Genomic DNA, 17535 nt, shown 5'->3' on the forward strand with positions numbered 1-17535 from the left:
TTGTTGAGAACTTATGCCTGTTCAAAAGACTTTAGAGTCTTTTCAATAGTTCCTGCCGCTGCGCTTCATAGCCTGGTTTTCCCAATAGAGCGAACATATTTCTCTTATAATCCTCCACACCTGGCTGGTCAAAAGGATTCACGCCTAATAGATATCCACTGATGCCGCAGGCCTTCTCAAAGAAATATACTAAGTATCCATAATAGTATGGATTAATTTTGGGGATAGAGATTACTAGGTTTGGAACGCCTCCATCCTGATGGGCTAATAGGGTTCCCTCAAAGGCTTTTCCGTTTACATAATCTACTGTTTTTCCTACTAAGTAATTTAATCCATCTAAGTTCTGTGGATCTTCTTTTATCAGTATTTTTTCTTCGGTATCCTGTATGATTAATACCGTTTCAAAAATATTTCGTAGCCCCTGTTGTACATATTGTCCCATTGAATGTAGGTCTGTTGAGAAATTCACCGAAGCTGGGAAAATTCCTTTGTTATCCTTTCCTTCACTTTCTCCGTATAGCTGCTTCCACCACTCTCCAAAATAATGCAGGGAAGGTTCGTAATTTACCATGATTTCTACAGTCTTACCTTTTCTGTAAAGAATATTCCTTATCGCCGCATATTGGTAGCATTGATTCTCCTTTAGGTCTTCTATTTTGCCATCTTCATAGGCTGCCTTAGCACCTAAAAGAACTTCTTGAATATCAATCCCTGCCACTGCAATCGGTAGCAAGCCCACTGGGGCAAGAACTGAGTATCTTCCTCCTATATCATCTGGAATAACAAAAGTTTTGTAGCCCTCTTCATCTGCCATTTGCTTCAATGCACCTTTTTTAGCATCTGTAGTGGCAATAATCCGTTCCTTTGTCTCCTCTTTACCATATTTATTCTCCATGTACTCTTTTAATACCCTAAAAGCTAGGGCTGGTTCTGTGGTTGTACCAGATTTTGAGATCACGTTGATGCAGATGTCTTTGCCATCTATTACATCAAGTAGATGTTTTAGATAGGAGGAACTAATATTATGCCCTGCAAAATGGATTTCAGGGGTTTTCCTTTGGCTTTTCGATAATAGATTGTAGAAGTGGTGATTCAACATTTCTATGGCTGCCCTCGCCCCTAGGTAAGAACCTCCGATTCCAACGATGATTAGTACATCACAGTTATTTTTTATTTTTTCAGCCGTCTCTTGGATATCCTTTAATAGATGGGGATCGAACTCATGGGGTAGCTCTACCCAACCAGTGTATTCATTGCCTGCACCTGTCCCATCATGAAGTAGTTTATGGGCAGATGTCACCATTGGGGTTAGATAGTCTAATTCTGCTTCATTAAAAAAGGTTAGACTCTTTGAGTAATCAAATTTTATTTTTTCCATTATTTTAAGCCTCCTTCAGTAATCTCTTTATTTGAAAAGCCAAAATTTTTAAGCTCTAATGCTTGCCATTGAAGATAGATCCATTCATAAGGCCTTATGTACTTTCCTCAGTTATTATAAACCACTTAAAGAAAATTATATACAGCCACAGCCATTGGTTAGATCAAAAGCCATCTAATAATTTCTTATCTTTGGAGGGCTACTTGAGCCTAATTATTTAGTGTTGAACATCTTACAATTATACCCAACCAAATATATCCTGTAAACCTTACTAAGGGTTTATGATACAATTCTATTAGGAGGTTGAGTTTATGGAGATAAAAACATATCTATTTTTGTCTATTGGGGTGGCCTTGTTGTTTATTCTATTCTATCAGATGTTGTCCTATCTTAAAAATAAAAAGTTTGATAGTTATTTTCAAATCTACTCGGAGGAAACCTACAACCTAGATGACTTGTATCATATCAAGCTAAAAGGGCATATAGCACCCAAGAAGGATTATTTAGATATTCCCTACAAGGAATTATCAATTGTAATTCGGACCACAGCAATTCAAGGGGAAATAAAAGAAAATGAATTTTATCTAGAATTAATTCGCCCTAGAGATCGTAAGAAGGCTCTTATGTTGGTAAGGGAACAGTATATGAAGGCTGTAACTCCTTATATTAGTGAAACTTTTCAAAACAGAAAAGAGGATATTAAACTAATTGAACTTTCAAAAAAGCATTCCGCAGTTATGGAAAAAATCGCCTGTAATACCTGCAAACATAAGATTCAATGTTCCATCTCCTTTACACAGTGCCATTATGAACGGGCAGATGTTGATGTGTTGCTGAATAAGGGGATCAAGGTGGATGTGAAGACCAGCACAGGATTTAGTTATTATAAGGGATAATTGAATTAAGGAACTATCCCTCAAAGAAACCCAGCCACATCCAAATTTTTGTTGGTGTGACTGGGTTTTTTTAATCTAAATCAAAACTAAATATAATTAATTCTCCCTACTTTATTCTCTATTTTTTTAGAAATCCCTTCATAAAGTAAATTATTGTAAAATATAATACGCATTTTGCTTTTTTTCCCATCTATGTCTGCACTTTAATTGTTGAACATATAAAAACCATCTCTCAATTCGACTTAACGATTATTGAAAGATGGCTCTTTTTATATTTTTATTTTTCCTAAGACATTTTTTGTCCTTGAAGACCAATTTTAACCTTCTTCACTTCAACATCTACATTTGCTCTTCTTACTGCTTTATCTACAGCCATTACGATTCCTTGACAACAAGGTACTTCCATATAGGCTACAGTGACAGATTTTAAAGAGTTTGACTCAATAATTTTCGTTAGTTTATCAACGTAAAACTCTAAATCATCAAGCTTTGGACATCCAACCACTACCGCCTTACCCTTTAATAAATCTAGATGATAGTTAGGGTAAGCAAAAGGTACACAGTCAGCAGTTACTAATAGATCTGCTTTTTCAAAATATGGTGCATTAACTGGTACTAATTTTAACTGTACTGGCCATTGTCTTAATTGGGGCTTGATGTTGATTTCAATATCTCCATCACCTACAGCAGTTGCTTCTGTTTTTGGGGCTTCTTTTTTGAAGTCCATCATTTTGCTTCCTGGGCAACATCCACCCCCATGACCATGACCTTTATGTCCTTGGTGATGTCCTTGGTGTCCGTGTCCATGATGATTATGCTTTTCTTCTTCCTTATGGTCTTTTAATGATTTACCTTGACTGTTTAATAGCTCCTCTACTGCTTCTTCATCAAACTCCGCTGCTTCCCTTTCAATAATATGAAGAGCATCCTCTGGACAATGTCCTAAACAGGCTCCCAATCCATCGCAATACTTATCATCTATTACCTTTGCTTTTCCATCAATAATTTGAATTGCACCCTCAGCACAATTTGGAACACATAGTCCACAACCGTTACATTTTTCTTCATCAATTTGGATTATTTTTCTGATTGCCATAATATCCTCTCCTCACTGTTTTTATCTTAAGTTCATTTTACTAGATTATAACCCATGGGTATGTGATATAACGCACAGGAAAAGCCTTTTTTTATCACAAATTTATCAAAACTGCTTTTCATCATTGCACTCTAACAGGCTGATCAAAAGTTCTTAGATTTAAGGCGCGAGAAACCTCGGCACCGCAGCGTATATAAACATACGGGAGGATGTCGAGGTTTTGAGTAACGCAGAAGATAAGGGCTTTTCAACAAACGTAGGCTGATCAAAAGGCTTCAGATTCAAGGCACAAGAAATTCTCACGACCGTAGCGTACAAAAGGTACGTAAGGGTGTGGGAATTTCGCCGTAACGCCGAAGATGGAGGTTTTTCATCAGCCTAACTACTTGTTGATGGAACGCCCACATAAAGGACAATACCTTACATCATCCTCCACCTCTATCTCACAATGCTCACAATACTTTATTCGCTTGATATCCAAAATAAGCTTTTCTAAATTCTTTATTTCTTCCTCTAACCTTTCAATTTTAGTGAGCATACCCTCTAGTTCTTCTCTACTAATATAATTTAATCGCTTCAATCGACCATAGACGTATTGCCCCATTTCTTCAAAAAGATTTATAATGTCCTCTTCTCTTTTTCTTATGCTAGCCTTTAACTTACTAACCTCCATTAGATCCGTAGATTTCTTGCCTAAACTCTTGGCAGTATCCGATACGGAGTTGGACAATTTATCAAAAAAACTCATTGGTCCTCCCTCCTTTACATTATTCCTCTACTATAATTTTATTCACATGAGTGAAGTTTCGTACCATAAACCATCCACAATATCCGCAGAAGATGGGTGCTTTTCATCAGACTAGCAGGGTTTGGCTGTTCAAAAGCCCTCAGATTCAAGGCACGAAAAAGCTCGGCACCGCAACGTACGTAAAGGGCCGGGAGGATGTCGAGCTTTTGAGTAACGCAGAAGATGAAGCCATTTCAGCAGCCAATGAACTAGCCTGATCAAAGGGCTTTAGATTCAAGGCACGAAAAAGCTCGGCACCGCAACGTACGTAAAGGTACGTGAGGATGTCGAGCTTTTGAGTAACGCAGAAGATGAAGCCTTTTCATCAGGCTAGCTAGATGGTTAGGGTTCCGTCTTCCTGTTGGATCATCAGCAATACCCTGCGCTGCTGTCCAGTCTCTGCATCAATATAAATTAAATAATTATCGGGTCCAAATTTCACCTTAAATTCATAAGTTAATATCTCATGTCTACCTTCTGTTGGTATAATAACTAATCGTACATTTTCAACCTTTACACCGCTGGATAGCTTCTCTTTAGCTTCCTCTTCCGAAATTTCAGGTGTTGGTATATCTCTTTCATGGTGGTTAATTAAGTAGCCCTCGGTTTCCATGCCGATTATATCTCCATTGTCTAGAGCAACCTTTACTTTGATTAAATCTGTATATACCAGTACATCATCTTGCTTATAGGCAAAATTTATAACCATTTCACCTTCGTATGCCATTGCATAGGTAGATACCATGTCTTCGTATCCCCGCTTCTTTAAGAAGGCCTCTGCCCGCCTAGTAGCTTCTTCTCTATCATGTTTACTTTCCCCTAGTTCCCTTGAGTCTAGATACCAGATGATTTCTCCTCCGATTTTACTAACAGCAAGGGATATTTCTCTGCCATTTCCTTCACCTTGTCTTTTGGCACGAATATAGTACCCTTCAACGGGTGTGTTTTCTATTTTTCCGATCACACGGGCTTCAGTGATTTTTTCTTCCTTAAACTCTTCATTAACAATTCTGATGGCTTCTTCTTCTGTAATGGTATCTCCTTTAAGTCTTGCTTTGATATTCTTTAAATGTTCTGAGAAGGGTCCATCATAAATTAACTCGGGATAGTCCTGCATCCGCTCTTCTACTTTAATCAAATTCATACTCTTCATTTGGTCATCTACTTTATCCAGCTTTCGATCAGCATCTCTTCTAAGCTCCCCAAAGTTTATGCCACCCTCAACTACTTGCTTTTGTAGTTCAATTAATTCTTGAGCTAGATAGTTACTATAGCCTTGTAATTCCTGTAGCGTATCCATTTCTTTCTCTTCCAGTACTTGTCCCTCTATACTCTTAATAGCCATGACACTGGCATAATCTCCTACCTGACTCAAAAACTTCTCTATTGTTCTAATAGCCCCATGATTTAAGGGCAACTGAGTTAGTTTTTCTTGGGCCATATAGGCTTGAGCTACAGTATCATTCAAATACTTAGCAGTATCTGCACTACTTCCAGAAACCATTGCCTTTGCAAGTTCCACTTGTGTATTTTCCACGTGTCCTATTAGTTCGTAAAACTGCCTCTGGAATTGAATATCTAAATAGGTATGATAATCTACTTTATCAGTATATTGTTGATATCCCCAAACTCCAGTAGCTACCAATGCTATAGCTAAAACAATGGGTAAAATATGTCGTCTCATCTAATCCCTCCTAGATTCCGTATACGTGATCTCCAATTCTTAATGTTATCTTCCTACTCCATATCCACTTACTTGTTGCAGTGGCTGGATTCCAGAAATATAAAGCTCCACTGGTGGGATCCCATCCATTTAGTGCATCTCTAGCAGCTTTATAGGCCTCATCATTGGCAGGTTGATTGATAGTACCATTCATTACAGGCTCAAAAGCACCAGCTTGATAAACTACCCCTGCTAATGTGTTTGGAAAAGAAGCACTTTCTATACGATTTAATATAACAGCTCCTACTGCCACCTTTCCTTCATAGGGTTCTCCCTTTGCCTCAGCATGGATTATTCTAGCAAGTAGGTTGATATCATCACTTCTGGATACCCCTCTACTAACAGAATCAGAAGGAGCTGTTGTTTTACTGGATATCCCTAATGCCTTCCTGGTACTGGGGCCAACAACTCCATCAGCAGTTAAACCATTGTTCCTTTGAAACTTAATCACTCCATTATAGGTGTCAGCACCATAAATACCATCTACTGCCCCATCCATATATCCCCATCTTTTCAAACGGGATTGTACTTCACGGACCTCTTCTCCTCTTGAGCCCCATGATAGATTCTGAGCAGATAAACCGTTTATGTATAAGCCAACTACTAAGACTAATGAAAATGCTACTGTCAATACCAATACATATTTCTTCATCAATTTCCCTCCCTTTGTTTGATTAATCATATTTTTGTCTGTTTTGAAGGGAATTATCCAAAATAGTAAAATGTTTTTATGGTGGATATATTTTCTAAATCGGTGGAGTATTAAGATCTAAAGTACAAAAAGGTCAAAAAATAAAATAAGACGATATCATAAAGAATCGTCTCTTTTTCATTAATTCTATTAATTTATATCATAACATTCTAAAAATTAATTTTGTCCCGCCGCATGCTAACATTTAATATCAGACCAATTGCCATCATATTCGACAACATAAAGGTTCCGCCATAGCTAATCAATGGAAGAGGCTTACCTGTAACAGGCATTAAACCAACTGTCATGGCAATGTTTGCAAAAATGTGAAAGCCCAACATGAAGGTATAACCCATTACAAGATACGATCCAAAATCATCCTTTGCATCCTTAGCAATATTAATGCATCTATAAAGCATTGCTATATATAGTACAATTAGAATAACCACACCAATAAAGCCCAGTTCTTCTGCAATTACTGAGAAAATAAAATCCGTTTGTTTTTCTGGTAAGAACCCAAATTGCGTTTGGCTCCCGTTTAGATAACCTTTTCCAAAAATCATACCAGAACCTACTGCCAGCTTAGATTGAAGTATCTGATAACCCTTTCCCATTGGGTCTGATTCTGGGTTTAAAAAAACCATAATTCTATCCTTTTGATAGTCCTTTAATAATGCAAACCAAGCAATAGGAATACTTAAAATCCCTGCTATTCCTGTGTATAGGATATACTTATAGTGTAGACCAGCAATAAATAACATGCCAAAAATAAAAAATGCAAAGGACATAGTTGTTCCTAAGTCTGGTTGGATCAAGACCATTACCATTGGTATACCAGCATAAATAGTAATCTTTAAGAGGGTAGTAAATTTATGCAGAGAATCCTTGTTCTCCGTCAATATCCTAGCCATACAGACAATCATCCCAATCTTAACAAAATCCGAAGGCTGAAATTGAAATCCACCTATCCTCAGCCATCGATTGGCACCCCATTTTTCAGCACCAGTACCAAATATTAATACCGCCACAAGCAAAGCATTACATAGAAGATAGATTGGAAGATGAAATCTAGCAAAAGTATTATAATCAAAAAATAAAATGACCCCAATCGCTATAACTCCTAAAATTACTGAGACAATTTGGGTTTTCATAAAACCTTCTCGTCCCAATGGGTGGGTAGCGGTAGCACTTCCGATCATGACAACACCCATAGTGCAGATTGCTAAAATAATTAATATTAGCTTAAAATCAATCTTTTTTATTAATCTTCCCTCTATTTTCAATTTCTTCACCTCTATTCTAACAATTAACAAGTCATCATAGATATAAAAAACTCTCCTCATATGAGAAGAATTCTATAAATATAAATTTCATTCCTTTTTTAGTGTACTTCAATTTATAAATTTTTTCAACCTTTATTAATTGGAATAAGGCGCTCCTGACAATAGTAAGTTTTTCAAAAAAATAAAAGCGAAGCTTACGCTCCGCTTTTATTTTTTGAGTTATTATCTCATGTTCTTTTCAGCAAATTCTACTAAACGCTTAGTGATTGTTCCTCCCACATAACCGTTTTGTCTTGAAGTTAGGTTACCTTTGTCAATCTGATCGTAGTTAGATAATCCTAATTCGTTAGCGATCTCAACTTTCATTTGGTTAAGTGCTTGTCTAGCTTCTGGTACTACGATAGTATTTCTTCCAGTTGCGTTTGGATTACCTGTTCTAGTTGCTACTGTTCCTGTTGTAGTTTGACTGTTCATATTAGTTTCCATAATATGTTTCCCTCCTTCGAATTTTTGAAAAGATATTTTGTAGCTGCTTGCTACACTACTATTATGTGGGGCTATGACTTCTTTTACTCATTGAAATTTTTTCCTGTATCTATATTTTTATAGAGTGTCTAAATCTGCTTTGCTAGCCCTATAATAGTATGTACACAAACCCAGTCCTTACTCTCTATTTTTTTAACATCAAGACTTTTTTTAGCTATTTCTCCATCGACATTAGACCATGCAAAAGCCTCTAAATTCAACAGGGTTATTAATTTCTAGTAGACTAAAAATAAAATAGTCTACTAACAGCTTAAAAACTGCTGAGATAATCTCCCAGCAGTTTTATAAGCAAGGGGCTATTAGAATTTAAATGAACCAGTTCCTCCAAATAAAATTAATAAAAGAACTAAAATAAGTATTAGATTTTCATCGAATAACTTATCAAATCCACCCTTACCTCCGCATCCACCTTTAAATCCACCACCGAATAAGCATAATACTACAACAATACAAATAAGAAAAGTATTATCTTTTCCACAACCAATGCCGCCAAAGAATTGACTTAGAAAATCGTTATTTTTTTTAGCTACTTCACTCATATACACACACTCCTTAATTTTAGGATTTTAAAAATGTTTGCTTTACTGTCATGTTATGCGGGATTCAAAAATGTGTGAAGGAAGTTTTTTCATTTTTGTGATTTTCATCATATTAGGATTTCAATATTTACGATAAGCTATAAAAAAGAAAAAATTTTTAGAGGAGGCAAACATAATGAGTGCATTTTTAGGTCCTATTCATCATTGGCTATTTAACAAGATTAGATTATTTGAAGACTTAGAGGTAAGCATTGTTAATCATGTAGCTGAAAAATATGGAGAAAAAGCAAAAGAAATTAGCAATACAATGGAGACTGAATATGGCAGCTTCATTCCACAACAGCCTTTAGAAAATTTAATTGATACCAATAATATCCATGGCTGGCTTCAAAATAGAATACAAATAGCTGAAACAAGACAGGCGGCTACATTAAAGAGCTTTATCGACAAATATGGTAATGCTGTCGTATCTATCGTAGAACCTTTATTTATAGCTCAGGGTGGAAAATCTGGAGAAGAATTAAAGGAACAAGCAGGCTTATTAACAGCTCCTGACTTATACAAAGCTCTAAATAACTATTTATTAGATGGAATGCCTTGTGATCATGTCAATAACGTAGTAACTTCTGAAGCAGATCACCTACAATGGCGTACTACTCGATGCCTACATCAACCCTATTGGCTTCAATCAGGTATGGATTCAACTATTATGTACCAACTCCGTTCAAATTGGATTAAAGCCTTTGTAGAAAATGCCAACCCCAGCTTTACTTATACTGTAGAAGGAAAAGGTGGAAACGAAGGGTTACTTCATAACATCATTACAAAATAGGATACTCACAAAAGTTTTAAAAAGGAAGGCCAGTATCTAAGGTCTTCCTTTTAATTTGCAGTGACGCAGAAGATGAGGATTTTCAACTGTCTACAGCCTAGGCTGTGCAAAATGCCTTAGGTTCAAGGAACAAAAAAATCCAGCGGTCGTCGTGTATATGTAATACGCGAGAATGCTGGATTTACGCTGTGACGCAGAAGATAAGGTATTTTCAACAGCCTATTTGGTGTAATTTTCAAGATCTTCCTTAGTCAACATCCCAATATGAATGTCTTGAATAATCCCTTCTTCGTCAATAAAATAAGTAGTAGGTAAATATACTACCCCATAGGCATAGGCAACACTGTTGTTTGGGTCTACTAATATTGGAAACTCATATCCATTTTGATCTATGAATCCCTCTACGACTTCTGGACTTTGCCCTAAGTTTACCCCCAACACCACTACATTATCATCTTTGTGCTCTAGATAATAATCATTTAAATCAGGCATTTCTTCACGGCAAGGAGGACAATCTGCCGACCAAAAATTGAGAATGATTTTTTTTCCTCTATAATCCCATAAGCTTTCCGATTTATTATCTAGATTTGGCAGAGTAAAGTCCGCTGCTATATGACCCTTCCTGATCCCTACTTCTGGTTCAGATTCTTTATCCTCTTCCCCTTGATTTGAAACAGGTTTATCATCTTTAGGCTTCTCCATTGCAGCTTCCTCTTCTACATTAATATCTTTAAACAGCACCTTATTAACTTGATATAAGCCCCCTACCAATAACATAAAAATAACGACCCCTAAAATTATTTTTCTCATATCCATCACCTCTATTATTATAATTTGAAATTAAAGAAATTAAAGTAGTTATTGAAGATGATTAATTTATTAAAGAAGATTGTGATGCCCATAATGATCATGATAATTCCTGCCATCTTACTTAAAAGTGGTAAAATTTTATGATATTTCACGAGTGCCTTTTGAAATTGATTGATGGCCAAAGCAGTCACTAAAAAAGGTATTGCCAATCCCAGCGAATAGGTAAATAAAAGAAATATCCCACCAGATAGACTTGTACTTGACCCCACATAGAGTAATACCGATGCCAGTACTGGACCTACGCAGGGAGTCCAACCTGTGGCAAAAGCCATCCCCATCAGTAGAGCATCACCACCATTATTAATTACTTTGGGATAATTCATCTGCCATTGGCGATTTAACATACTAAAATCCAATACACCAAAAATTTTTAGACCAAATAAAAAAATAAAAATTCCACTAATCCTCATTAAATACAGACGATATCGCAGGAAAAAGCTCCCTACATATCCAATAGAAGCCCCCATAATAATAAAAATGATTGAAAAACCAGCTGCAAACCACAAAGACCGTTTTAAAACAAATATTCGATTCCTATTCTTTTCTACTTCAAAATCATTTGTAAGGAAACCAATATAGGCTGGTACTAATGATAATACACAGGGGGATAGAAAAGATACCATTCCTCCCAAGAATATAACATAGAATGATAAATCCCTCATAGATACTACGCTCCTTCCATTACTTCCTACAATTATATGGTCTAAGTACCTATTTTATTTCTATAATCTATGAGCTATGACTTTAGTTGCCGACGTTCCAATACCTCCTTTTGATAGATTATATAACTTTGGTGCAACTTGGCAAAACCCTTTATGGCTACTTGAATTTCTTCATCCCTTGGTTCCCATACCGTTATCCATTGTAAAGCATTTATAAGGTAGTCATACTTTGAATCTTTAGCCATAATCTTTTTAAATATTTGTAGCGTCAGAAGAAATAATAGCAACTGCAACCATAGGGGGTCGTAGTTTAAATAATAAATAATCCCATACAAAATTAAAAAAATCATAACTAGATTAGAACCACATCTCTTATTAAATCGTGGTGCCTCTTTCACTGTAGAAAAATCCACCGAACCGTACATTAGATAACTATTGATTACCTTATGCTCTGCCCCATGATATCTCAACAACCTACTAATTTTTCTAAAACTCAAGATAAATCCCAAAAGGAGTCCCCCGTAAAGGTATGTTTCATTAATAGGAGGAGCATCCAATAAATCAGTAATAAAGGGTAAAGGAACAAATTCTTCTAAAATAAAGATATTCATAAGTAATAATAAAGCTACCCTTATTCTTCTATCAATAATCTTCCATTGATAATAAAAAAAACTTATACCACCTATAATAGGTTTTTTTTCTAACTTGCGAAGCCATTTACCAGGCAGAATCCACTCCAACTGATGCTCTGTTTTCCCTCTGGTTTTAGTGGTTTTTAATTTAAATACATCACAAAAAAACGTGATTCCATTTGAATGGGCGTACCCTCCCAGTTTCATTTTGACACATCCTTTTCCCTCTAATTGTCCTCCTAGTACTAACATTATCTATCATTATACGCTAAATTTAAAACTTTTAACAAAAACTTTTTATTATGTACCATTGTAATTTCAAATTAGGCATGGAAGTTTCTAACGACCTTGTTATTATAATTTAAAGGAACTTACTCATTTCTCAATGCGCGACTCAGCTTTTATTATTGCATAAATCGAATATAAACTCATTACTAAGGTAATTATGCAATTTCCTGACTTTTATAACTTACTAAGTGATAAATCTAACTTTTTTATATGACCTATATCACATAGTTATTGGGGCTATTTGGATATAATAAGAAAAAAGAGAGATATACTAGGAGGTAATATCATGAATACATTAAAAGCAATCCAAACCCTAAAGGATGAGCATCAATACATTCTAAGAATGTTAAAGGTGGTAAGAGGACTGTCAATCCATGCAATGAATTCAAAGGAAGTGTATTACGAAGGATTCCATAAGGCAATTGATTTTATCAGAAATTTTGCCGATAAATATCACCACGGTAAAGAGGAGGATTTATTGTTTGAAGTCATGTCCATTGAGCTTGGTGAAGCCATCAAGAATGGCCCTATCTATGGAATGTTGGCTGAACATGATCTAGGTCGTCTTTTTATAAAGACATTAGAAGATGCTTTGATTGCCCACGAAAATGGAAAGGAAGAAGCACGGGTCGATATTGTTGCAAATGCTGTTTGTTATACAGATTTACTGTATCGCCACATAGATAAGGAAGATAACGCTATTTTCAACTTTGCTGCCGATAAATTAAAACAAGAAACCCTAGAAGCAATGGAAATTGATTTTGATAAGAAACAAGTAGAACTTGAAAGTGATGAGACCACAAGGAAATATGTGGGGCTATTAACTGAACTTGAGGAATATGTGACTAAATTATAGTAATGTTACTTGAGTAAATTAGGTTATATAATAAAAAATATAAAAGAGAGAAGTATATATTATCCCCTCTAATATATACTTCTCTCTTTTTTTAAAGTTCTTTGATAGTTATCTATATAGTTTAGTGCACTACAAGTTATTAGCCCACATTCCACATCTGTCGCCCCACATGGCAACAACTTGCTTATCTAGTTCCACCTTGATTACCTCGCAGTTGTTGGAGCATCCTCCACATTCAAAGGCAGAAGGCTCAAAGGCTAAGTCTGTCGCTCCAAAACCTCTAAAATTTGTAGTAGATCCTGATTCATGAATATATTCCTTTGCCAATATAGCTGATCCAATAGCCCCCATGATGTCGTGATGCTTAGGGATGATTACCTCATGATTAATTTCCTTTTCAAAAGCAGTCTTGATCCCGATATTAGCAGCTACTCCCCCTTGGAATACAAATGGTGGCTCTAGCTTTTTACCCCTTCCAAGGTTATTAATGTAGTTTCTAACTAAGGCTTCACAGAGTCCTTTGATAATCTCACTCTTTGAAAATCCGAACTGTTGCTTTGCAATCATATCCGACTCAGCAAAAACAGTACATCGACCAGCAATCCGAACATCTCTTTTAGCCTGTAATGCCATAGCTCCAAATTCTTCTATTGGTATCCCTAATCTCTCAGACTGATGATCTAAAAATGAGCCTGTTCCAGCTGCACAGACAGTATTCATAGCAAAGTCCACCACCATTTGGTCGTCTAAAATAATGATTTTTGAATCTTGTCCTCCAATTTCAAATATTGTCCTTACATCTGGCACAACATGGGCTGTTGCAGTGGCATGGGCTGTGATTTCATTCTTTACTACATCTGCCCCCACCATTACCCCAATCAACTGTCGTCCACTACCGGTAGTGCCGACCCCCTTCACCACCACGTCTGTAGGAAGGGATGCATGTAAATCCTTCATGCCTTTTTTTACTGCCTCCAAGGGCTGTCCATTAGTACGGATATAGGTACTGTAATGAACCTCTCCCCCTTGATCTATTGCCACTACATTGGCACTTACCGAACCCACGTCTATTCCTAAATATAATTCCTTCATTGCTCCATCCACTCCATTGTTATGATATTTTTTTTGCCCGTTTTCCTCTAATTAAATCCAAGAAAGCTTCCACTCTAGTCAAGCTATTGGCTGTTCCCGTCTGTTCATCAATGGATAAAGTCAAGACTGGAATTCCCATTTCCTCTGATATCTTTGGGACAATGCTTTGGGATACCAGCTCAGGTAAACATCCAAAGGGCATTAAATGAATCACCCCATCAAAACCCCTCTCGGCATAATCTACAATATGCCCCACAGTTTGCTTTGCATGTCCTCCTATGTTTATGGGAATATAGGGTTCTCCTTTTTTCAAAATCTCCATCTCATGGGTAAAATTAATGGATTTTGGTATTGCGTTATATTCAATCCATTGGGATAAGTATTGAGCCCGCTCCACCTCGGCCCCCAAGTTCCCCAACAGTTCTTCCATTTTCATATTAATGGAGGATTCCATCACAACATAGATCTCCCCCACTATTCCGATCCGAATTTTTCTTTCCTCTGGCACTGTCATTTGCAGAATTCCATCAAGAAGCTCTTGTCCCTGTTGGAAGGCTCTGTCCATCTCTTTTTTTGTACTTGCTGGATCAAACAATACCTGTATTTTTTCCCATACCTTGGTGGTATCTCCTTTTTTCACCTCATAGGGACGGATTTTCTGTACTTGCTTTTCTAAGGCGTCCAACTTTTTTGTCATATAATAGATTAATCCCAAAACATGAGCTACTTTCAACCATGAACTTTTACCCTTAACTTTTAGCATGTTTTCCTTAAATGTCTTGAAATCCTTAAACATAGAATTAAAAACCAAAAAGTCTACCTGATAGCCTTCTTCTGCTAAAATCCTTCTGTGAACCTGTTCATAATACCCTGCACGACATGGCCCGTGTCCACCCGATGTAATTAACACTTCTGCTCCTTGTTCAACTGCCTCGAGATAGCTTCCCATAATCACCTTTAAGGGAAAACAGGCAAACTCTGGGCTATATTTCACCCCTAGATTTATGGTTTTTTGACTTGGCTTTGGGGGCATAATAACCTCATGTCCCAACATTTCCAATAGCTTTTTATATACAATGGTGGTTCCCATATACGGAAAAGAGATTTTCATACTATGCACCTCTTCTTGATTTCTGTTTTTTTCTGCGTAACATATCCACAAAGGCTTCTATCCTTGTTTGAAGATGATTTTCTCCCGAGTGTTCATCTACACGAATGGTCATGAAGGGTTTTCTAAAGCTTGGGGATTCCATCTCCAACAATTTTCCCAACATTGAATCAGGACCACAGCCGAAGGCAGTAAAATGGATCAGACCATCTACATCTTCATCATTATAAAAGGAGTATCCCGATGCCAATATCTTATCACTAAAGGTCCAGAAAAGATTCTTTTGAAGATATTTTAACTGCCTATTAATTTCATTTTCCTCCAACATTTCAAAGGTTTTCACCCCTACTCCCATGCTTCTAATCTTTTTAACAATATCCATACTTATAAAGGGATCATAGACATTGTATACATATCCCACCAATCCAATTGTAACCCCTTCCTCTATGGCCTCAAACTTCTCCTCCATGATCTCTCCAAAGGATAAATCCATAGCCTCCATTGCTGTATATCCTTTTAAACAATGGCTTCTAAAGGTCAGCCAAACCCCTTCTGCCTTCCTTAAGGCTGCTCTATTTTCTTTCGGAGTAATCTTGAAGATCTCCTCAAAAATTCTAAAATTTTTATAATGGGCAATGTTTTCATCCTGAGCTTCTATAGTAGGAATAATCAATTTATCTACTATATCTGGAAAAGAATATCTAATCATATCAGGTAGTCCCATAAATTTTGGGCAGAAGTACTGTCCTTTTGAGATGGAAACAAATCGTGGAACATAAATGTAGTCCACTTCCATTTCTTCAAGTTTTAAAACATGTCCAATATAAACCTTAATAGGGACACACAACTCTGGAACAGAGTTTTTAACCCCCAAATCCATAATCTCTTTTGTTGTTGTAGGAGTGGCTACGACCTCTATTCCTAAGGCTTCAAAATACGTTTTCCATAAAGGGTAATAATAACTATAAAGCAGACTTTGCGGGATACCAACTTTCACTGTCTTAACCTCCAGTATTTTTAGGTTGATTGATTTTTAAATATTAAAACTCTTTTGTCACTTTCGATAATAGAATATTCAACAAAAAACATCATTTTCCTCTAGTCTAAATTATTAAATTTTCTTATACAATATGTCCAACATTTAATAGATAGAACATATCTAACAAGATAGCTTAACTGAAACTTAATGTATCCTTAAAGTACTCCGTAGGATTATTTTATATAATAAAGTTAAATTGAAGATTAAAGGAGGGATCGAGATGGTTCAATTAAATCTTTGTATCGACATTGATGGGACGATAACAGAAGCGTATGATTGGATTCCAAGAGCAAATCAATATTTTAATGCAAATATTAAACCTACTGATGTCACTGTCTACGAAATCCACAAGGCACTGGGGGTTGAATCTGAAGCTTATGAAGAATTCTACCATGAATATGGTGAGGTTTTACATGAAGAGGTATCTATCAGAAAAGGGGCTAAGGAAGCTATTAATAAATTATATAAAGATCATCAAATTCATATTGTAACAGCAAGAGAAGATAAAATGCGGGATATTACCCTTTCTTGGTTTGCAGGAAATCAAGTTCCCTATCATAACTTATTTTTGTTGGGGAGCCATTATAAAGTAGCAAAGGCAATGGAGTTGTCCTGTGATCTTTTCCTCGAGGATCGCCTTGAAAATGCTCTACAATTGGCTGCAGCAGGATTCAATGTATTATTAATGGACTGCCATTACAATCAAGGGCCATTGCCTGCTGGGATCTCTCGGGTTAAAAACTGGTTTGAGGTTTATGATTATATCAGGAGTCTTGAGGCCGATCGTAGCAAGTATCGTATTGCTACTTAAATCAATTATATACAACTAATTAAGGTTATTTACTAGTACTAACTACTAAAAACATACCCTGAAAAACTTCAAAGGATTGAGCCTATATACACAAAGCTCAATCCTTTAAATATTTGTATTAGTTTTTCATAGCATTATTAATGCAAAATAATATGGATCATTCTCTAGTATCCTGAGTTCAAACCATGCTATTGTTATTTACCAATAAGATCTGTAAGTTTTTTTATTAACCATATAGAGTCAAGAGTAGAGTCAAGAGAACCGTCCCCTCTGACTTATTATGACTTATTTATGCAAACATCAATGGAGTCAAGAATCGAGTAGGCTGGAACCTTGCAATTCCAACCCCTCACAGAACCGGACTTGCCCTATTAAGGCATCCGGCTCTTCACTTCACCATTTACAT

Annotated in this window: 18 protein-coding genes; 4 read left to right on the forward strand and 14 right to left on the reverse strand. The window is 36.3% G+C overall.

Going from position 1 to position 17535, the window contains the following annotated elements; translation table 11 throughout:
* Positions 1 to 31: 31 nt before the first annotated feature.
* Positions 32 to 1378 carry a glucose-6-phosphate isomerase gene (locus JOC73_RS12960; RefSeq protein WP_204403928.1) on the reverse strand — a complete coding sequence of 449 codons (1347 nt, stop codon included), beginning with the start codon at positions 1376 to 1378 and terminating at the stop codon, positions 32 to 34.
* 311 nt (positions 1379 to 1689) lie between these two features.
* Between JOC73_RS12960 and JOC73_RS12965 the strand changes: the two genes are divergently transcribed.
* On the forward strand, positions 1690 to 2274 hold the full coding sequence (locus JOC73_RS12965) for a hypothetical protein (RefSeq protein ID WP_204403930.1): 585 nt from the start codon (positions 1690 to 1692) through the stop codon (positions 2272 to 2274).
* A 286-nt stretch (positions 2275 to 2560) separates the two neighbouring features.
* Here JOC73_RS12965 and JOC73_RS12970 read toward each other — a convergent pair whose 3' ends face one another.
* The 7 genes from JOC73_RS12970 to JOC73_RS13000 all read right to left on the reverse strand — a co-directional run bounded on the left by JOC73_RS12970 (position 2561) and on the right by JOC73_RS13000 (position 8939).
* Complete coding sequence (locus tag JOC73_RS12970) at positions 2561 to 3370, reverse strand: ATP-binding protein (RefSeq protein ID WP_204403932.1); 810 nt, start codon at positions 3368 to 3370, stop codon at positions 2561 to 2563.
* A 382-nt stretch (positions 3371 to 3752) separates the two neighbouring features.
* On the reverse strand, positions 3753 to 4118 hold the full coding sequence (locus JOC73_RS12975; RefSeq protein ID WP_204403934.1) for a zinc ribbon domain-containing protein: 366 nt from the start codon (positions 4116 to 4118) through the stop codon (positions 3753 to 3755).
* 373 nt (positions 4119 to 4491) lie between these two features.
* The gene (gene ypeB, locus JOC73_RS12980; protein ID WP_204403936.1) at positions 4492 to 5841 is read right to left on the reverse strand and encodes a germination protein YpeB; all 1350 of its coding nucleotides are present in this window, start codon (positions 5839 to 5841) and stop codon (positions 4492 to 4494) included.
* A gap of 10 nt (positions 5842 to 5851) precedes the next feature.
* The gene (gene sleB, locus JOC73_RS12985; protein WP_204403938.1) at positions 5852 to 6532 is read right to left on the reverse strand and encodes a spore cortex-lytic enzyme; all 681 of its coding nucleotides are present in this window, start codon (positions 6530 to 6532) and stop codon (positions 5852 to 5854) included.
* A 209-nt stretch (positions 6533 to 6741) separates the two neighbouring features.
* Positions 6742 to 7914 carry a rod shape-determining protein RodA gene (gene rodA, locus JOC73_RS12990; protein WP_243427974.1) on the reverse strand — a complete coding sequence of 391 codons (1173 nt, stop codon included), beginning with the start codon at positions 7912 to 7914 and terminating at the stop codon, positions 6742 to 6744.
* Positions 7915 to 8076: 162 nt separating this feature from the next.
* The gene (locus JOC73_RS15330) at positions 8077 to 8328 is read right to left on the reverse strand and encodes a small, acid-soluble spore protein, alpha/beta type (RefSeq protein ID WP_204403965.1); all 252 of its coding nucleotides are present in this window, start codon (positions 8326 to 8328) and stop codon (positions 8077 to 8079) included.
* A 371-nt stretch (positions 8329 to 8699) separates the two neighbouring features.
* Positions 8700 to 8939, reverse strand: coding sequence for a hypothetical protein (locus JOC73_RS13000; RefSeq protein ID WP_204403940.1), 240 nt, complete (start codon positions 8937 to 8939; stop codon positions 8700 to 8702).
* 175 nt (positions 8940 to 9114) lie between these two features.
* Between JOC73_RS13000 and JOC73_RS13005 the strand changes: the two genes are divergently transcribed.
* Positions 9115 to 9771 carry a hypothetical protein gene (locus JOC73_RS13005; protein WP_204403941.1) on the forward strand — a complete coding sequence of 219 codons (657 nt, stop codon included), beginning with the start codon at positions 9115 to 9117 and terminating at the stop codon, positions 9769 to 9771.
* Between the two features lie 219 nt (positions 9772 to 9990).
* On the opposite strand, the gene JOC73_RS13010 is transcribed toward JOC73_RS13005, so the two are convergent.
* From JOC73_RS13010 to JOC73_RS13020, 3 genes are all read right to left on the reverse strand, one after another.
* Positions 9991 to 10581, reverse strand: a complete 591-nt coding sequence (locus JOC73_RS13010) for a peroxiredoxin family protein (RefSeq protein WP_204403943.1) — start codon at positions 10579 to 10581, stop codon at positions 9991 to 9993.
* A 17-nt stretch (positions 10582 to 10598) separates the two neighbouring features.
* Positions 10599 to 11303 (reverse strand): cytochrome c biogenesis CcdA family protein, encoded by a 705-nt coding sequence (locus JOC73_RS13015; protein WP_204403945.1) that lies wholly within the window; start codon positions 11301 to 11303, stop codon positions 10599 to 10601.
* A gap of 74 nt (positions 11304 to 11377) precedes the next feature.
* The gene (locus JOC73_RS13020; RefSeq protein WP_204403947.1) at positions 11378 to 12142 is read right to left on the reverse strand and encodes a DUF1385 domain-containing protein; all 765 of its coding nucleotides are present in this window, start codon (positions 12140 to 12142) and stop codon (positions 11378 to 11380) included.
* Positions 12143 to 12509: 367 nt separating this feature from the next.
* Here JOC73_RS13020 and JOC73_RS13025 point away from each other — a divergent pair, with 367 nt between their 5' ends.
* Positions 12510 to 13079, forward strand: coding sequence for a hemerythrin domain-containing protein (locus JOC73_RS13025; RefSeq protein ID WP_204403949.1), 570 nt, complete (start codon positions 12510 to 12512; stop codon positions 13077 to 13079).
* Positions 13080 to 13208: 129 nt separating this feature from the next.
* On the opposite strand, the gene JOC73_RS13030 is transcribed toward JOC73_RS13025, so the two are convergent.
* Genes JOC73_RS13030 through JOC73_RS13040 form a run of 3 tightly spaced genes read right to left on the reverse strand, consistent with a single transcriptional unit; the run spans position 13209 to position 16276 of the window.
* Positions 13209 to 14171 carry an acyl-CoA dehydratase activase gene (locus JOC73_RS13030; RefSeq protein ID WP_204403951.1) on the reverse strand — a complete coding sequence of 321 codons (963 nt, stop codon included), beginning with the start codon at positions 14169 to 14171 and terminating at the stop codon, positions 13209 to 13211.
* 19 nt (positions 14172 to 14190) lie between these two features.
* Positions 14191 to 15282: a 2-hydroxyacyl-CoA dehydratase gene (locus JOC73_RS13035; protein WP_204403953.1), complete on the reverse strand. Its 1092-nt coding sequence runs from the start codon at positions 15280 to 15282 to the stop codon at positions 14191 to 14193.
* Position 15283: 1 nt separating this feature from the next.
* A complete protein-coding gene (locus tag JOC73_RS13040; RefSeq protein ID WP_204403955.1) occupies positions 15284 to 16276 on the reverse strand; it encodes an acyl-CoA dehydratase activase-related protein in 993 nt (330 codons plus the stop codon).
* 262 nt (positions 16277 to 16538) lie between these two features.
* Between JOC73_RS13040 and JOC73_RS13045 the strand changes: the two genes are divergently transcribed.
* On the forward strand, positions 16539 to 17129 hold the full coding sequence (locus JOC73_RS13045; RefSeq protein ID WP_204403957.1) for a 5' nucleotidase, NT5C type: 591 nt from the start codon (positions 16539 to 16541) through the stop codon (positions 17127 to 17129).
* Positions 17130 to 17535: the final 406 nt, after the last annotated feature.

Source organism: Alkaliphilus hydrothermalis, from assembly GCF_016908555.1.
GTDB lineage: Bacteria > Bacillota > Clostridia > Peptostreptococcales > Natronincolaceae > Alkaliphilus > Alkaliphilus hydrothermalis.

Bases quoted from the DNA above. Each gene is read 5' to 3' on its own strand.
- JOC73_RS13035 (WP_204403953.1), bottom strand. From the start codon at position 15,282: ATGAAAATCTCTTTTCCGTATATGGGAACCACCATTGTATATAAAAAG.
- JOC73_RS13015 (WP_204403945.1), bottom strand. From the start codon at position 11,303: ATGAGGGATTTATCATTCTATGTTATATTCTTGGGAGGAATGGTATCT.
- JOC73_RS13010 (WP_204403943.1), bottom strand. From the start codon at position 10,581: ATGAGAAAAATAATTTTAGGGGTCGTTATTTTTATGTTATTGGTAGGG.
- JOC73_RS12965 (WP_204403930.1), top strand. From the start codon at position 1,690: ATGGAGATAAAAACATATCTATTTTTGTCTATTGGGGTGGCCTTGTTG.
- JOC73_RS13020 (WP_204403947.1), bottom strand. From the start codon at position 12,142: ATGAAACTGGGAGGGTACGCCCATTCAAATGGAATCACGTTTTTTTGT.
- JOC73_RS15330 (WP_204403965.1), bottom strand. From the start codon at position 8,328: ATGAACAGTCAAACTACAACAGGAACAGTAGCAACTAGAACAGGTAAT.
- ypeB (WP_204403936.1), bottom strand. From the start codon at position 5,841: ATGAGACGACATATTTTACCCATTGTTTTAGCTATAGCATTGGTAGCT.
- JOC73_RS13045 (WP_204403957.1), top strand. From the start codon at position 16,539: ATGGTTCAATTAAATCTTTGTATCGACATTGATGGGACGATAACAGAA.
- JOC73_RS13000 (WP_204403940.1), bottom strand. From the start codon at position 8,939: ATGAGTGAAGTAGCTAAAAAAAATAACGATTTTCTAAGTCAATTCTTT.
- JOC73_RS12970 (WP_204403932.1), bottom strand. From the start codon at position 3,370: ATGGCAATCAGAAAAATAATCCAAATTGATGAAGAAAAATGTAACGGT.
- JOC73_RS12960 (WP_204403928.1), bottom strand. From the start codon at position 1,378: ATGGAAAAAATAAAATTTGATTACTCAAAGAGTCTAACCTTTTTTAAT.
- sleB (WP_204403938.1), bottom strand. From the start codon at position 6,532: ATGAAGAAATATGTATTGGTATTGACAGTAGCATTTTCATTAGTCTTA.
- JOC73_RS13030 (WP_204403951.1), bottom strand. From the start codon at position 14,171: ATGAAGGAATTATATTTAGGAATAGACGTGGGTTCGGTAAGTGCCAAT.
- JOC73_RS12975 (WP_204403934.1), bottom strand. From the start codon at position 4,118: ATGAGTTTTTTTGATAAATTGTCCAACTCCGTATCGGATACTGCCAAG.
- JOC73_RS13005 (WP_204403941.1), top strand. From the start codon at position 9,115: ATGAGTGCATTTTTAGGTCCTATTCATCATTGGCTATTTAACAAGATT.
- rodA (WP_243427974.1), bottom strand. From the start codon at position 7,914: ATGAGGAGAGTTTTTTATATCTATGATGACTTGTTAATTGTTAGAATA.
- JOC73_RS13025 (WP_204403949.1), top strand. From the start codon at position 12,510: ATGAATACATTAAAAGCAATCCAAACCCTAAAGGATGAGCATCAATAC.